The organism is Marinobacter sp. CP1, assembly GCF_001266795.1.
GTDB classification, from domain to species: Bacteria; Pseudomonadota; Gammaproteobacteria; order Pseudomonadales; family Oleiphilaceae; genus Marinobacter; species Marinobacter flavimaris.
Map to the genome: position 1 here is coordinate 817930 of NZ_CP011929.1, position 15681 is coordinate 833610.

The window sequence follows — 15681 nt, forward strand, 5'->3', positions numbered from 1 at the left end:
TCCCGTGGCAACTGGCGGGAAAACAGACTGACGGCAAAGCCCCAGCCACTGAGAATCAGACTCCATAACAGCACCGAGCCTTCATGAGAGCCCCAGACGGCGGTGAACTTGTAGTACCAGGGCAGCATCGAGTTGGAATTACGGGCCACATAATCCACGCTGAAATCATCCAGAAGAAAACTGGCGGTCAGGCTGGCATAAGAAATCAGTAGAAAAACAAATTGCCCCCATGCCATAGGCTCTGCAAATGCCATCCACAACGGGCGCCGGGTGGCGGCTCCCAGCAAGGGCACGGTCGCCTGAAGCAGCGGCAGGCAAAGTGCAATCAACAACGCGAAGAGACCAACTTCAGGGATTGTCAGGGTAAGCATTTCGGGGCCGTGTTCGGTTAAGGGTTCGGCGATGACCGAACCTATCGGTGAGGGGTTCTCAGGTATCGCTTCGTCAGCCAGCCGCCCGGCTGGCTGACGAACTCCCTGTTACTTCCGACCAGGTTGGCGGGTAACGCGCAGATACGGTGTCTGCTCATCCCATCCGTCAGGGAAACGCTCTTTGGCCTCTTCGTTGGAGAGCGACGGAACGATGATCACATCCTCGCCATTCTTCCAGTCCACCGGCGTGGCCACTTTGTGGTTGTCGGTCAGCTGGAGCGAATCAATGACGCGCAGGATCTCGTCCAGATTGCGCCCGGTACTAGGGGGATACGTCAGCATCAGACGGATTTTCTTCGCGGAATCGATAATAAATACCGTTCGAACAGTCACCTTGGGGTCGGCTTTTGGATGGATCATTCCGTACAGGTCGGCAACCACCTGATCCTTGTCTGCCAGCAGGGGAAAATTGAGCCCGGTGCCCTGGGTTTTCTCGATATCCTTCACCCAGTCGTTATGAGAGTCGAGCGGGTCGACAGATACCCCGATCAGCTTCACACCGCGACTGGCGAACTCGTCCTTACGCTTCGCGAAGGCACCGAGCTCTGTGGTACAGACGGGGTGTAGTCGGCGGGGTGTGAAAACAGCACGGCCCAGTCGTCTCCCAGCCACTCATGAAACTGAATGTTTCCCTCGGTGGATGCGACGGTGAAATCGGGAGCGGTTTCTCCAAGTTGCAATGTCATCGTTTCATTCTCCTTTGCTTTGGCTGTCGTTCTCGGTTTGTCAGTACAGACGGTATCCTTAAAGTCAACTTTAAGGTCAAGGCGTTTGTCAGATGTTTTTTAGCCTGATCCATCGAGCTCGACGTTCGTGCCCGATTTTTCGGGTATGAAACTGACATAGAGGAAAAGCACGGTGCCCAGCACAATGGCGATATCGGCAAGGTTAAAGGCTGGCCAGTGCCAGGATTGCCAATAGACATCAAAGGAATCCACAACATAGCCACGAAATATACGGTCAATCAGGTTGCCCATGGCACCGCCAAGAATAAGGCTGTACGCGATGGCTTCTCCCCTGCGGCGGCACTGAACAATCAGCCCGATCAGTACAATCGAGACAACTACCGCGACTGTGATAAGAAAGTATCGCTGCCAACCTCCGCCATCGGCAAACAGGCTGAATGCGGCGCCGGTGTTCCAGACATGCACCCAGTTAAAGAACGGGGTCACCGGAATCGACTCGCCATACGCCATTGACTGCTGGACCAGCCATTTTACAACCTGATCAGACGCCGCAATCAGGCCCGAAATCGCCAGCAGGCCATACGGCAAGTGTTTTTTGGCAACGATGGACATTATTTAACCCTTAAGCGCCAGGATGCGCCTGGCACCGTTGAGTACGATAATCCCCGCAATGCTGCCGATGATCAGGTCCGGGTAATTGGAGCCAGTCCACGCGACCAGGGCGCCAGCGGTAATGACCCCCAGATTGATGACCACATCGTTGGCTGAGAATATCCAGCTCGCCTTCATGTGGGCACCGCCCTCCCGATGTTTGGATATCAGCAGCAGACAGGTGGTATTGGCGATCAATGCGATGAACGCAATCCCCATCATTACCAGCGACTCAGGCTCACTGCCGAAGACAAAGCGCCTCACCACCTCTGCAAGTACGCCCACAGCCAGTATCAGTTGGAGTACGCCCGCAAGATGCGCCGCACGCACCTGCATTTTCACGCTGTGCCCAACCGCATACAGGGCGAGCCCATACACGGCCGCGTCGGCAAAATTGTCCAGGGATTCTGCAATCAAACCGGTGGAGTGCGCGATCAGGCCGGCCGTCATTTCCACCACAAACAGGACGGCATTGATACCGAGCAACCAACGCAGGGTGCCGGACTCCTGCTCGGCCGAGATAGCCGTACCCCCGAGCGCCTTGATTGACTCAGGGTCGGCAGCGGCCGTTTCCTGAAGCGAAGCTCCCAGCCCGAGGGTTGCCAGCTTCGCGGTGATAGGCTCAGCCTCGCCATCGTGCACAACCTTCAACCGCCGATCAGACAGGTCGAAGGACAGCCCGCGAATGTCTTCAAAACCGTTCAGGGCCAGTCGAATCATCCGTTCCTCCGAAGGACAATCCATCTTCGGTACGGTATACACACTGATCCAGTTGCCGGACGCTTCAGAGGCCCCCGACCCGGCATTACCCTCGGCGGGTGTTGCTTCGCAGCCACAGGCGTCTTCACAGGGTTTACTCATGATACGGCTCCACTTGAGTATTGTCGGATTATGATTTAAAACCATATAGCCACTATAAGGTCAATAAAGCAGATACCATCTGTTGAGGAGAAACCCGATGCGCATTGGTCAGTTGGCACGGTCCGTAGGGGTCGACACCCAGACCATCCGTTTCTATGAGCGAGAGGGCTTGTTACCGCCGCCGGATCGTCAGGACAACGGCTACCGTATTTACACTGAACGGCATGTTGAGCGACTGGCCTTCATCCGGCGCTGCAGAATACTCGAGCTGTCACTCGCTGAAATTCACGAGTTACAGCGTTATCAGGGCGCGCCCCATCAGCCTTGCAGGGCCATCAACACCTTGCTTGATGATCACATCGCTCAAGTACGGTCTCAGATAACCGATCTGCAGGTACTGGAGAAACAACTTGTGTCGCTGCGAGCGAGTTGTAACGATGATCGGGAAATTGAGGCCTGCGGGGTTCTCGAAGGGCTCAGCGAAGGAAGCATGCAGTAGTAGCTTGAAGCATTACGCACCTGCCTTTTCAATTGCGTAAATCCAGTCAGTCCGGAACCCCTTCAATGGTGCGGGTCATCAAATCCACCATGGCCGGGCTGTCCCATTCCGCGGCACCGACCAGACGGCCAATTTCGCGACCGTCGTGATCAATCAGCAGCGTTGTAGGAACACCTTCTATGCCCAGTGTTGAGGTCGCCAGTGTCGACGGATCAATATACTGGCGTAGATGTTGGATGCCGGTTTTCCGGTAGAATTTTTCAACAACGCTGATGCCTGAGTGGTCAACGGACAGCGCGACCACTTCAAATTGCTCGCCGCCCAGTTGAGCCTGAAGTGAGTCCAGCGTCGGCATTTCCTCACGGCAAGGCAGGCACCAGGTCGCCCAGATATTGAGCAATATCGCCTTACCCTTAAAGTCAGCCAGTGTCAGCGGCCTGCCGTCTTCGTCCTCAAAAGCCAGCTCGGGCAGAGTGCGAGGGGACTCCCAGATCAGGAACCCCTGGGGCCCCACGGACTTCGGAACTTTCCCTGCAGCCATAACTGGAGCGGCTATGGAAATAGCAAGCGCGAAAAGGACTACGGCGATTCCACGGGCGGCGGATATGCGCTGGTGACTCATTAGACATTTCTCCTGATTAAAGTGGTCGGTTTGCTGCCCGCATGGCGCCCCACGCGTTACTCACTCTGTAACAACTCTTCAATTCGCCCGTGCAGTCGGCCCCAGAACCCATCATCGGCTGCCGCGTTGGGGCCTTTGGCAATGGCTTTCAGGTAGGTCACCAGGTGTTCAGGCTTGAATTTCAATCCATGGAATCGGGCGCGCATCTGGCCTCCCGGATCAATCACGTGGGTTACTACGCCATGAACCTGTACACCCTCCCCGGTATCCCTGAACTGAACGCCGTAGGCTTTGGCGAGCTCCGATGTCAATCCGGGCGGTTCACCTTCGCCCCGGTAAAGAAAGTGCCAATTACCAGGGTTCAGGTCGAAATTGTCGCCATACGCGCGCATGTTGTCCCGGGTCCCGGCAATATCCTCGCGATCAGTGGCAATGGTGATGAACACCACCTCTTCACTCAGTCCTTCTTCTTCAACCCCGGTTTGCAACTGCCGTATCAGGTTCATATGCAAAGGGCAGGCGTCGGTACAGCGCGTGTAGAGAAAATTGAGCACGACGGTTTTGCCGTTTAAGTCATCAAGGGAGAGGGTATTGCCGTCAGCGGCGGTAAGATCAAACGCAGGGGCCGGCTGATCCACGAACTGGGCATATCGCTCTTTCTCGTTCAATGAGGCCTCCACATCCTCCATGGAGTGGGCCATGGCATTGGTGCTGCCCAAGGCAACCACGGCAATCAGGAATACTCTGAATAAGCTGTTCACAGTCATTCTCCATTTAAGTTGTTTTCCGAAGGGAGTCCCGGGTTATTGTGGCTTGGTATCGTCCAGATTCAGCGCAACGGGCAGGTCAGCCGGCGCCAGGCAAACGCCCTCGTCACTGCAGGCCTGCACCCGTACTGTCATGTCAAGCTTGCCTGCCTCTTTCAGCGCGGTGGTCTGTTTTTCGTCTGGCAGCAGCCGGATACTCGCACCGTCGTCGTACACCTCCAGGGCGGTGTCACCCAGCGTGATGTCACTGACCCTGCCGCGGGGGTACTGGGTCGGGATGTCAAGCGACTGACCGTTGACCGAAGAACTGGCGACGGTGGGAATCAGGAACTCCATGGAGGCCGGGTTGGCGTTCACGTGCCAGCCCGATTCAATGTCCAGTGTCAGAATAATTTCACCGGTCTCCCCTATCAGGGCTTTGCCGCCTTCCGCAAGATTGAGGCGGACCTTATCGGAAGAATCTGCCAACCCCGTGCGGGCAACTGGCGCCTGGGGGTCGGAATTGGCTTGTTCAGGCTGGGCCTGGCCACCGCCATTGCCGGAATCGGTATCGGTCAGCACAAACACGGCCGCGATCGCGATCAGAAAAACCGCTACGCCGGTCAGCAATACTTTGGGTCGGGTTGTCATGGTTCATCTCCAGTATCTAGGGTTGTGAATTCTCGGTGCGGTTGATCGCCTCGACCAGGCTATCGGTGTCAAAGAGTCCCGTGAAACGGGCGACAACGGCGCCATCACCGGCAAAAACCGCTGCAAAGGGCAAGGCCTGCCCACCCGTCGCGGTTAACAATGCGTCTTTTTCGGGATCGCTTGCTGTCACGTCCACCTGAATCGGCACCATGCCGGCCCGCTCCACGGCTTCGGCCACAGCGGGCTCTTTATACACGGTGCGCTCCAGGACCTTGCAGTTGATGCACCAGTCGGCAGTGAACTCCAGCAAATACGGCGTGCCACGGGCTTTTGTTTCTGCCAGGAGTTCTGCTGAGTAGGGCTGCCAGACAAGTTCGTCTTCGCCGCTGCCCAACGGAGATGCGAATACCACTGTCACGGCAAGGGCAAGGCCTGTCGCCGTTGCAGTGATCACGCGCACGGCACCGTTCCCCTGAACGAAACGGCGGAGACCCCAGACCAGCACCAGCGCCAGCCAGGCCCACCACAGCCAGGGATATACCGCTTTGGGTACCAGGCTCGCACTGAAAAACACGGCGGCGGCCAGCAATATCAGCGCGAGCACTTCACGAATGGCTACGGTCCAGGGGCCCGCCTTGGGCAAACGACTCAGCCACTCGGGCCTGAGCATCAGTACCGCATAGGGCAACGACAGCCCCAGCCCGATACTGCCGAATATCCCCATGATGACCGGCGCCGGCTGGGTAACGGCAAAGGCCAGTACGCCCCCCAAGAAAGGGCCTGCGCAGGGCGCGGCCAGAATCGCACTCAACAGCCCGGATACATAGGCTTCAAAGTAACGCCGGCCATGCGCCGAGGCGGCGAATGTCGGGACGGGGATGGGCAGATCGAGCCAGGTAATCACCGCAAACCCGACCATTAACGCAACCAGGACGGCCACGAATAGCGTTGACTGGAACAACGTGCCCCAGTTCCACTGCAGCAGTGCGGTCAGGCCGCCCAGCGTCAGGAAAAAGGTGAGTGTTCCGGCCGTGAATGCCAACGCGGCCAGCACCCGATGGGACCTCTGGCCGCCCGCCTCCCGCAGGATGGTCCGGACCTTGATGGGGATCGCGGGCAGCACGCAGGGCGTCAGGTTCAGCAGTAGACCTGCCATAACCGCCATCATGATCTGGCCGGCAATGAGTAATGAGGGCAGCTGATCCATTACTCAGTGACTCCCAGCATCCTGCCGAGCGCTTCCTGGCTGGGCACACCAGTCTGGCCCCGCCATTGTCCGCTCGAATCCTTGTACAGCAGCCCTGGCGTCCCGCTGAAACCCGAAAGCTTATGGCAGAGCACGGTCATGCCGCGCACCAGGTATTCCAGATAGAATGACATCACAGATACGTTCCCGTTTTCATGTATTCATCAGTCGATAAAATCACCAGCAAAGCTGCCTACGTGGTGGTCTACCGCGCAAGGCCAAACGACAGGCACTCGAAGCGAAAGCCTCTGGTAATCAAAGGTTCAGGACACTGTTGAATACTTGGGAGGAAAAGGGTCTGGGCCAGAAAGTACACGGCCGGAATGAGAATAATAGCCTTTCGGGCAGGGGGAAGATAACAGCACTACCGAGTCTCTAATTGCAGATTTCCCGACATGGGACGTTGAACACGGGCTACTGCAGCTGCCCTCGGCATTGAGCCCGGCGCAGTCATGCATCACCTGGGTGTCTGGCAACATGACACAAGCCTCGGCCATGGGTTCCGCCTCAAAAGAGGTCGCGGCAACTCCCTGTGCAACGGGGAGAAGAGCCACGAGCAGTAGTACTGCCAGTCCCATAAGCCGTGTGGTCATCGCACTGATATCCTGATTACAGAACAGCTAAAACATCTTCCGCGTGGGAAGATAATCGTCCACTTTAACCTACATTGACGGAGGTGCAAACAGACACGCTCCATCACCGTATCCGCCAATGCGGCTACCAGAGTAAGATGTTGGCGGCGCACATAAGTTCCTCAGAAGCTTGGGTGTGGGGACTATCCGGGGATAAAACATCCGCTCTCCCTCGAGTCCTCAGTCGAGTGAAAATCATGTTCTTTCACGTTGATCGTTTCCCCCATTGCCCCCTCATGCAATGATGCAATCAATGGGCACGTAATATTGTCCGGATGGGCATGGCACTGCTCAACCATCTCGCCCAGTACCTTCTCGATTCTCCCCAGTTGGTCGATTTTCTCACGCACGTCCCGCAACTTGTGCTCGGCCAGAGCGCTGGCCTCCTGGCAGTGAGCGCCATCTTCAAGTTGTAGCAGGTCACTGATTTCGACAAGACTGAAGCCCAGCTGCTGAGCCGTTTTCACGAACATTAACCGCTCGATATCAGCTGGACCATAGCGCCTAATACCACCTGGAGGACGTTCCGGCTCCGGTACTAGACGTCGCCGCTGGTAATAGCGGATTGTCTCGACATGGACGTTGGCAGCCTTCGCCAGGCCACCGATGGTCAATGAATTCGCTTTATCCGGCATACCCCTTGACTCCGTAGCTGACTACGGAAGTAATCTTATCTCATCGAATGAAACCATGAAAGGTGTCAGCGTTATGTCGAATTCCAAATCGGGGCGTGTCCCCTTGGCTGCGGGAGGTATTGCGGGCCTTTTGGCTTCGGCCTGCTGCCTCGGACCGCTGGTACTTGTCGCGCTGGGTGTCTCCGGTGCCTGGATGGGCAACCTCACGGCTCTTGAACCTTACCGCCCGATTTTCATCGGCGTTGCATTGGTGGCCATGTTCTTCGCCTGGCGTCGAATCTTCCGGCCAGTGGAACAGTGTCAAACCGGTGAAGTGTGTGCCGTACCACGGGTGCGAACGGCTTATAAGGTGATCTTTTGGGCAGTAACGGCACTGATACTGGTCGCCCTGTTGTTTCCCTATGCTCTTCCTCTGTTTTATTGAAAGGAGATTGTCCCATGAAAATGCGCTTTGCCATGACGTTGCTTTTCGCCCTGCTCAGCATGCCCTCTTGGGCCGCCATGCAGACAGTGACGCTTTCGGTTCCGGGGATGACCTGTTCCGCATGCCCCATTACCATCAAGCTGGCCTTGAACAAGGTGGACGGTGTTTCACAAGTCGACGTGAGCTATCCGGATCGAGAAGCCATGATTACCTTTGACGACACACGAACATCGGTGGAAGCCTTAACCCAGGCAACGGGCGATGTCGGCTATCCCTCCACCCTGAAATCCCTGGAAACGGACAGTAAGTGAGTTGTGATAAAGGACTCCAGGCGCCCTCTGTTACACGCGACTCGGCGCCTGCCGTGACAATGCCCCAGTAATTCAAGGAACTCGGAATGAATAGTGACAAAAACCTGCATATCGCTGTGATTGGTAGCGGCGGCGCAGCCATGGCGGCTGCCCTGAAGGCCGCGGAGCGTGGCGCCCGCATCACCCTGATCGAGCGCGGCATTATTGGTGGTACCTGCGTGAATACCGGCTGCGTGCCGTCGAAAATCATGATTCGTGCCGCGCATATCGCGCATCTGCGCACGGAGAGCCCATTTGACGGGGGCGTCAGCGCCCAGATACCGAAGGTGGACCGGGCGAAACTGCTTCAGCAACAGCAGACGCGTGTCGAGGAACTGCGCGACGCCAAGTACGAAGGGATTCTGCGCGACCAGACGGCAATCACGGTCCTGAACGGTGAAGCCCGGTTTGTCGATGGCAATAACCTGGTGGTCCAGTTGAACGAGGGCGGCGAGCAGAACGTCCATTTCGATCGCGCCTTTATTGGCACTGGCGCCCGCCCCGCAGAGCCGTCGATACCGGGGCTGGCTGAGACGCCTTATCTCACCTCCACCAGTGCGCTGGCATTAATTACTGTGCCTGAACGGCTGATCGTTATCGGCGCCGGTTTTGTTGCCCTGGAATTGGCTCAGGCGTTCGCCCGGCTGGATAGCAAGGTCACCGTGTTGGCCCGCAGCCGCCTGCTATCCGGTGAAGAACCCGCCGTCGGTGAGGCCATAGAGGCGGCGTTCAGGCGCGAGGGCATCGAGGTGCTCAAGCAGACCCAGGCCAGCCGTGTGGACTATACCGACAATGAATTCGTTATCGAGACCAATGCCGGTACCTTACGAGCTGATCAACTGCTGGTGGCGACCGGCCGGATACCCAATACCGAAAACCTGAACCTGGCGGGCATCGGTGTGGAAACCTCCCGTGGCGCGATTCAGGTGGATGGGCAACTGCAAACCACGGTCCCCGGTGTCTATGCCGCCGGTGACTGCACCGATCAGCCGCAGTTTGTCTACGTCGCCGCTGCCGGGGGCAGCCGGGCTGCGGTCAACATGACGGGAGGCGAGGCCACCCTGGATCTCAGCGCCATGCCGGGGGTGATGTTTACCGACCCTCAGGTCGCCACAGTTGGCCTGACAGAGGCCGAAGCGCTCAAGCAGGGCTACAATGTGGACACCCGTCTGCTGGATCTGGAAAACGTGCCGCGAGCGCTGGTGAATTTCGACACCCATGGCTTTATTAAGATGGTGGCCGAGCGCGATTCGGGACGCTTGCTGGGGGTGCAGGCGGTAGCCGGGGAAGCCGGTGAACTGATCCAGACGGCAGTCATTGCACTTCGGTCACGGATGACCGTGCAGGACATCGGCGATGAACTGTTTCCTTATCTGACCATGGTGGAAGGCCTCAAGCTCTGCGCGCAAACCTTCACCAAAGACGTGAAACAGCTGTCCTGCTGTGCGGGATGAGTATTTGCCAAGGCGCCTTCAACCCAACCTCTATCATGCAAGTTCGGACGCTTTCTGGTGCCTTAGGCGAGCCATGAGCAGCTTGGCAACAATCGGTAACAGGGTAATGCCACTGACCAGGATCAGAAGCCCGGTCACCACCCCGGACTCAGATGCCATGAGCAAGCCACCAAACGCTGTGATCAAATACGCTGTCGGAATAACACCGGCCAGAGTTGCGACCACGAATCGCCAGAACGCGATCGGTGTCAGGCCGGCTGCATAGCTGACGGCATCGAAGGAGATAAAGGGCACCAATCGCGACGCAAAAATGACAAGCATCAACCCGCCCTGGGAGCGGTCCTTGCCCAGCCAATTCAATACCGGACGTACCCGCCTCCAGCGATGGATAACGTCGTACCCCAAGGATCGAGCAATGGCGAAAGCGATCAGTGCGCCGGCCTCAGCACCGATAACTACGATGACTGTTCCCCATAGCGATCCATAGGCCGTACCGGCAACCATGGCGATCGGGGCGCTGGGGATCGGGCTCAGGACAATGGCCGTGATCATCAGGCCAATGATACCCACCGGCCCCCAATACCCCAGTTGGTCAATCCATTCCGACAAGGCCGCCTTGTTGGTCACGGTGGTCAATGCTCCGGTCTCCAGCATGACCCAATAGATCGCAGCCAGTGCAACCAGCAAGAGCAGAACCCCGACTACTTTTGCTTTTGCGTTCGGTCTAACTCCCATGCCTGCCATGGGTACCCGATGAAATTCATGGTTCAGGGTGGTAGTCATAGTCTCCTCTGGCGTTCTTACTCGCGCGTCCAGAATCGTCCCTGTTTTTCGAAAACAGGTACTTGCCGAGGGCTGCGACGCCAAGTACCAAGGCGACGATGAGCAAAAGGGATATCAACCCCCTTCCCGCCATTCCAAACATGCATGCCTCATTCGTCATCATGTCAATCTCCTGATTCTGTGTGTGCCAGGCCTCTTACGAGACACTGGCCTGTGCGGCTCCGCTTTCGCTGATACTGTTCTCCACGGAGCTTCCGCTATCGGATTTGAACCGGCCCAGTCGGAGGGAATTGGTCACCACAAACACACTGGAAAGGCTCATGGCACCCGCAGCCAGCATGGGGTTGAGCAGATAACCGGTAAACGGGAACAGAACACCTGCGGCCACGGGGATCAGTGCCAGGTTGTATCCGTAGGCCCAGACAAAATTGCCAAGAATCGTTTTGCGGGTGCGCCGGGAGAGCGCTGCAGCATCCACGATGCCCCGGAGGTCGCCGCGCATCAGAACCACGTCGCCGGCCTCGATGGCAATGTCGGTACCGGTGCCGATGGCGATACCCACATCGGCTTGCGCCAGGGCCGGTGCGTCATTGATACCGTCACCCACAAAAGCAACCCGGGCACCTTCCTCTTGCAGGCGCTTCACTTCGGACGCTTTCTGGTCCGGCAATACCTCCGCAAGCACCCGTTCGATACCGGCTTGCCGCGCAATCGCCTCGGCGGTGGCGCGGTTGTCACCGGTGAGCATGGCCACGCTGAGCCCTGATGACTTGAGCGCAGCAATCGCTTCCACCGAGCCGTTCTTGAGCGGATCGGCCACGGCAATCAGCGCGGCGAGGCGTCCGTCGACGGCAACATACAGCGGGGATTTGGCTTTTTCAGCAAGTGACACCGCATCGTCGGCGACGCTGGCCAGGTCGATACCGAGGCGGCGCATATAACGGTCCGCGCCCACATTGATCCGGCGTCCGGCCACCTGTGCCTGGATGCCGTAGCCCGGCTCCGCCTGGAATTCACTGATCGCGGGTAACGTGAGGCCCCGATCCCTTGCGCCCTTGACGATGGCTTCCCCGATGGGATGTTCACTTTCGGTCTCCACAGCCGCAACCCAGGCCAGGACCTCATCCTCGCGGCCTTCCACCAGTATGAAATCTGTCAGCTCAGGCTGGCCCCGAGTCAGGGTGCCGGTTTTATCGAGGACGATGGTGTCCATCCGAGACAGTGTCTCCAGGGCCGCGCCTTTGCGGAACAGCACGCCCATTTCGGCGCCCTTACCGGTTCCGACCATAATGGCTGTTGGCGTAGCCAGTCCCATCGCGCAGGGACAAGCAATCAGCAGTACGCTGACCGTCGTGACGAAGGCAAAGGACAGGGCCGGCTCGGGCCCGAAGCTGAACCAGGTGATGAACGTCAGAATCGCGAGCACAATCACAATGGGAACGAAAATTCCCGCTATCTTGTCGGCCAGCGCCTGAATCGGGGGTTTATCAGCCTGGGCCGATTCCACCATTCTGATGATCTGTGCCAGAACGGTGTCCGCACCGACCCTCGTAGCCCGGAACGTCAGGGAACCGTTCTTATTAATGGTTCCACCCACCAGCTCGGCGTCTTTCTGTTTGGCCACGGGAACGGGCTCGCCGCTGATCATGGACTCGTCCACGTAGGATTGGCCTTCCTCCACCACGCCATCAACAGGAACCCGCTCTCCCGGGCGCACCTGGATACGGTCACCAGGTACCACGGCTTCGATGGGCACTTCGACGGCTTCCCCATCCCGAATGACACGGGCGGTCTTGGCCTGCAATTGCAGAAGTTTTTTGATTGCCTCCGACGTCCGGCCTTTGGCGACGTGCTCAAAGTAGCGTCCCAGCAGAATGAGCGTCACGATTACTGCCGCTGCCTCGAAATAACTCTCGGCGGTACCGGCGGGAAAGAATCCTGGAACCAGCAGTGCTGCGACGGAGTAGAAATAGGCAGCGCTGGTGCCGATCATAACCAGGCTGTTCATGCCAGGGTTGACATGGCGCAATTCAGTGTACCCGGACCGGAAAAACCTCAATCCGGCATAAAACAACACCGGCGTGGTTAGTAGCCACTCAATAGCCATCCACCCCCGATGGGGCAAAAGGCTGGAATATAGAGATTCAAGAGCGGGGATCATCTTACCCATGGCAATCAGAACTACCGGAATGGTCAACACCGCAGCGAAGATCACTTTCCGGCGGAGGTCGATGCCCTCCCTGTCCTGCTCTTCCGTTTCGCTATTGGCGTCCGGCTCCTGAGGTTCATACCCTGCGTCGCGGATAGCCTGATGAATTCGCGGCACTGACAAGGTGTCAGACAGGAACTCCACAAACGCTTTCTGGGTAGTCAGATTGACACTGGCCTTGACCATGCCGGGTTGCTTGTTCAATGCCCGCTCAACCCGGGATACGCAGGAGCCACAGGTCATTCCGATGACCGGAATTTCAGCCGACTGTACTCGTGGCTGATAACCCGCCTCCTTAATCAAGTCGATTAGCGTGGCCGGCGTGGCCGGCTGGTCAAATTTCACGGTGGCTTTTCCGGTCGCCAGATTCACCTGGGATTCCGCAACGCCGCGCTGACCCATGAGCGCCTTTTCAATCCGTCCGACGCACGAAGCGCAAGACATTCCATCAACACGAATTTCTATTCGTTGCATACCCGTTTAGCTCCTCGGCACAGATAACTGTGTGCCTCTAAATCAATGCATCCGCAGGCGATTGCCAGCTTCACCCTTGCTGGGCTATAGCTTCAACAATCGGGCAGCCATCCATCGGCCCCTCACCGGAGCATTCCTTCAGTGTTTCAGACAGGACGGCCTCGATGCGGGACAGACTCTGAATCTGATGCCGGATTTTTTCCAGTTGCTTCTTTGCAATTTGCCTGGCCTCGGCACGGTCGCCATTGGCGTCCTGAAGCATCAGGAGTTCACGAATCTCATCAAGAGTGAAACCCCACTGCTTGGCGTGGATGATGAACTGCAGCCTGGCGATCGCATCCTCGGGGTAACGACGATAATTCGATTGGGTTCGGGCAGGCTCGGGCATGAGATTTTCCCGCTCGTAAAAGCGAATGGCATGGCTGGCCACGCCGCTTTTATCAGAGAGTTCGCCAATATTGAACGTTTTCATTCTTGCACCTCAAAACAAGTGATCAATGACTGATGCCAACCATAACCTTAAAGTGAACTTTAAGGTCAAGGCATTTTTTCATGCTTTGTCAGACCGGTGGCGGTACACCAAACTGACCCAAGGTCCCCCGTTTTGAGTCAAGTGGGGCGAAAAGACGGAGACACTGTAATGAAGGGTTTTGAAAGGCTGGTTACGCTGATGTTAGGACTTTTCCCGTCCCTTTTCGCATTCGCTGATGGGCCCGGGCGCCCCCAGTGAAGTGTGGCGCTACAGGGCGGAATTGCTGAAAGGTCCAAAAAACACAGTCTCCGAAAATCCGGACAGTTACCTCGGCCCAACGATCCGGCTACGCCGCGGCCAAACCGTCAAAATCCATATTCACAATGAGCTGCCAGAGGACACCACCGTCCACTGGCACGGACTTCACGTGCCGTCCGACGTAGACGGACAGCCAAGACTACCGATCCGCCCAGGCGAGACAATGACTGTTGGCTTCGAGGTATTGGACCGGGCCGGACTGTTCTGGTACCACTCTCATGCCCACGGCAAGCAAGGTGGTCGCGTAGGATTTCAAAGTTACGCAGGGTTGGCCGGACTCCTGATCGTTGAAGACGAGGAAGAAGCGGACCTCAAATTGCCGTCGGGCGATAACGAGCTGCTGCTGGTGCTTCAGGACCGCACCTTTGCTGGTAACAATGAACTGGTTTACTTGGGCCGTGGCATGGGGTCCATGATGGACCGTATGCACGGTTTTCTGGGGGACAGAGTGCTGGCTAACGGGGCGCCTCCAACCACCCGCAAGGTTGCCACCCGCCCATACAGAATTCGAGTCCTTGATGGCTCTAACGCCCGCATCTACAAACTGGCCTGGAGCGACGGGCGACCTGTCACCGTTATCGGTGCAGACGGCGGCCTTCTTCAGGAACCGGAAGACAGGCCTTACGCCGTGCTGGCTCCGGCTCAGCGGCTTGATATATGGGGCGATCTTTCCGAGTTCCAGCCGGGTGATACGCTGGAGCTTATCAGTGACCGTTTCCGGGCAGGCATGATGAGCGGAGGTATGATGGACGGAATGGGCATGATGGGCAGCAACGCCCTGCCCCTTGGCAGCCGATTCCCCTTGGCCAGGCTGGAGGTGTCCAAGTCATTAAAGGCCAGCGAACCTTTACCGGCACAGCTAGGTGTGCAGCGGCAAAAAATACCGGTAAACAGCAATACGCGAATCCGGTCGTTCGAGTTAAGCCCGGTTATGATGCGGGGATTTGCCATGAATGGCCGGCGGTTTGACGGAACGAATGTTGCTGATGACGAAAAAGTCCGCCTTGGTGACACGGAAATCTGGGAATTCCACAACAGCACACCGATGCCTCACCCGATGCATATTCATGGCTTGCAATTCAACGTTGTAGGGCGACGAGGCGGCAACTCGGACAGTCTACAGCAGGGCCTGGTAGACAGTGGCTGGCACGACACGGTTCTGGTTATGCCTCGTGAAACGGTTCAGGTGGCGATGAAATTCGAGCGCTTTGACGGCCTTTACATCTACCACTGTCATAACATGGAACATGAGGATGCAGGGATGATGCGCTATTTTCAGGTGCAAAGCTAAGCGCTACCAGTCTCCTTGGTCTGCTCAACCGTTGTCACCGAGCCCGATTTGTCCTTGCACTTCATCATGCACAACCCAAGACCACACATGATCAGGCAGGGCAGGAGGCTGATCAGTATGGGAGCGAGCCCGAATATCACCAGCTGTTCCCAGCCAAAGGTGAGTCCCGCGATGACCCCGAAGGCGCCAAACAACCACCAACGCCGTGGCCCTGTCAGCAAACCCACCGGTCCTCCTCTCATTATC

General features: G+C 57.2%; 18 protein-coding genes and 2 pseudogenes. 5 read left to right on the plus strand and 15 right to left on the minus strand.

Annotated features, from left to right (window positions below):
• Positions 1-2 precede the first annotated feature (2 nt).
• From ACP86_RS23140 to ACP86_RS03825, 4 genes and pseudogenes are all read right to left on the minus strand, one after another.
• Positions 3-371 (minus strand): annotated as a pseudogene (locus ACP86_RS23140) (heme lyase NrfEFG subunit NrfE); the annotation flags it as partial.
• Positions 372-479: 108 nt separating this feature from the next.
• Positions 480-1117: pseudogene (locus ACP86_RS03815) on the minus strand (peroxiredoxin).
• Positions 1118-1216: 99 nt separating this feature from the next.
• The gene (gene lspA, locus ACP86_RS03820) at positions 1217-1729 is read right to left on the minus strand and encodes a signal peptidase II (RefSeq protein WP_008173757.1); all 513 of its coding nucleotides are present in this window, start codon (positions 1727-1729) and stop codon (positions 1217-1219) included.
• A 3-nt stretch (positions 1730-1732) separates the two neighbouring features.
• Entirely contained in the window at positions 1733-2629 is an 897-nt protein-coding gene (locus ACP86_RS03825) for a cation transporter (protein WP_008173756.1), read from the minus strand.
• A gap of 97 nt (positions 2630-2726) precedes the next feature.
• On the opposite strand from ACP86_RS03825, the gene cadR reads away from it, so the two are divergent.
• Positions 2727-3128: a Cd(II)/Pb(II)-responsive transcriptional regulator gene (gene cadR, locus ACP86_RS03830; protein WP_008173755.1), complete on the plus strand. Its 402-nt coding sequence runs from the start codon at positions 2727-2729 to the stop codon at positions 3126-3128.
• Between the two features lie 46 nt (positions 3129-3174).
• Here cadR and ACP86_RS03835 read toward each other — a convergent pair whose 3' ends face one another.
• The 6 genes from ACP86_RS03835 to merR all read right to left on the minus strand — a co-directional run bounded on the left by ACP86_RS03835 (position 3175) and on the right by merR (position 7660).
• Positions 3175-3750, minus strand: a complete 576-nt coding sequence (locus tag ACP86_RS03835; protein WP_008173754.1) for a TlpA family protein disulfide reductase — start codon at positions 3748-3750, stop codon at positions 3175-3177.
• A 56-nt stretch (positions 3751-3806) separates the two neighbouring features.
• Entirely contained in the window at positions 3807-4511 is a 705-nt protein-coding gene (locus ACP86_RS03840) for an SCO family protein (protein WP_053115449.1), read from the minus strand.
• Positions 4512-4553: 42 nt separating this feature from the next.
• Positions 4554-5147, minus strand: a complete 594-nt coding sequence (locus ACP86_RS03845) for a protein-disulfide reductase DsbD domain-containing protein (RefSeq protein WP_053112796.1) — start codon at positions 5145-5147, stop codon at positions 4554-4556.
• A 16-nt stretch (positions 5148-5163) separates the two neighbouring features.
• Positions 5164-6354: a protein-disulfide reductase DsbD family protein gene (locus ACP86_RS03850; RefSeq protein ID WP_053112797.1), complete on the minus strand. Its 1191-nt coding sequence runs from the start codon at positions 6352-6354 to the stop codon at positions 5164-5166.
• The gene (locus tag ACP86_RS22565; RefSeq protein WP_008173750.1) at positions 6354-6527 is read right to left on the minus strand and encodes a hypothetical protein; all 174 of its coding nucleotides are present in this window, start codon (positions 6525-6527) and stop codon (positions 6354-6356) included. Before ACP86_RS22565 ends, ACP86_RS03850 begins: the two co-directional genes overlap by 1 nt.
• A 641-nt stretch (positions 6528-7168) precedes the next feature.
• Positions 7169-7660: an Hg(II)-responsive transcriptional regulator gene (gene merR, locus ACP86_RS03855; protein ID WP_053112798.1), complete on the minus strand. Its 492-nt coding sequence runs from the start codon at positions 7658-7660 to the stop codon at positions 7169-7171.
• A gap of 73 nt (positions 7661-7733) precedes the next feature.
• Here merR and merT point away from each other — a divergent pair, with 73 nt between their 5' ends.
• The 3 genes from merT to merA all read left to right on the plus strand — a co-directional run bounded on the left by merT (position 7734) and on the right by merA (position 9888).
• Positions 7734-8084: a mercuric ion transporter MerT gene (merT, locus tag ACP86_RS03860; protein WP_008173743.1), complete on the plus strand. Its 351-nt coding sequence runs from the start codon at positions 7734-7736 to the stop codon at positions 8082-8084.
• Positions 8085-8098: 14 nt separating this feature from the next.
• Positions 8099-8395, plus strand: coding sequence for a mercury resistance system periplasmic binding protein MerP (merP, locus tag ACP86_RS03865; RefSeq protein ID WP_008173740.1), 297 nt, complete (start codon positions 8099-8101; stop codon positions 8393-8395).
• 86 nt (positions 8396-8481) lie between these two features.
• A complete protein-coding gene (gene merA / locus ACP86_RS03870; protein WP_008173739.1) occupies positions 8482-9888 on the plus strand; it encodes a mercury(II) reductase in 1407 nt (468 codons plus the stop codon).
• Positions 9889-9921: 33 nt separating this feature from the next.
• On the opposite strand, the gene ACP86_RS03875 is transcribed toward merA, so the two are convergent.
• From ACP86_RS03875 to ACP86_RS03890, 4 genes are all read right to left on the minus strand, one after another.
• Entirely contained in the window at positions 9922-10671 is a 750-nt protein-coding gene (locus ACP86_RS03875; protein ID WP_008173737.1) for a TVP38/TMEM64 family protein, read from the minus strand.
• Complete coding sequence (locus ACP86_RS03880; RefSeq protein WP_008173735.1) at positions 10649-10834, minus strand: hypothetical protein; 186 nt, start codon at positions 10832-10834, stop codon at positions 10649-10651. The genes ACP86_RS03875 and ACP86_RS03880 overlap by 23 nt, the downstream gene beginning before the upstream one ends.
• A 33-nt stretch (positions 10835-10867) precedes the next feature.
• A complete protein-coding gene (locus ACP86_RS03885; protein ID WP_053112799.1) occupies positions 10868-13354 on the minus strand; it encodes a heavy metal translocating P-type ATPase in 2487 nt (828 codons plus the stop codon).
• A 70-nt stretch (positions 13355-13424) separates the two neighbouring features.
• Positions 13425-13826 (minus strand): MerR family transcriptional regulator, encoded by a 402-nt coding sequence (locus tag ACP86_RS03890; protein WP_053112800.1) that lies wholly within the window; start codon positions 13824-13826, stop codon positions 13425-13427.
• Between the two features lie 235 nt (positions 13827-14061).
• Between ACP86_RS03890 and ACP86_RS03895 the strand changes: the two genes are divergently transcribed.
• Positions 14062-15435: a multicopper oxidase family protein gene (locus ACP86_RS03895; RefSeq protein ID WP_075267580.1), complete on the plus strand. Its 1374-nt coding sequence runs from the start codon at positions 14062-14064 to the stop codon at positions 15433-15435.
• Here the strand turns inward: ACP86_RS03895 and ACP86_RS03900 are convergent.
• On the minus strand, positions 15432-15662 hold the full coding sequence (locus ACP86_RS03900; RefSeq protein ID WP_227507811.1) for a hypothetical protein: 231 nt from the start codon (positions 15660-15662) through the stop codon (positions 15432-15434). The two genes, ACP86_RS03895 and ACP86_RS03900, sit on opposite strands and share 4 nt — an antisense overlap.
• Positions 15663-15681 lie beyond the last annotated feature (19 nt).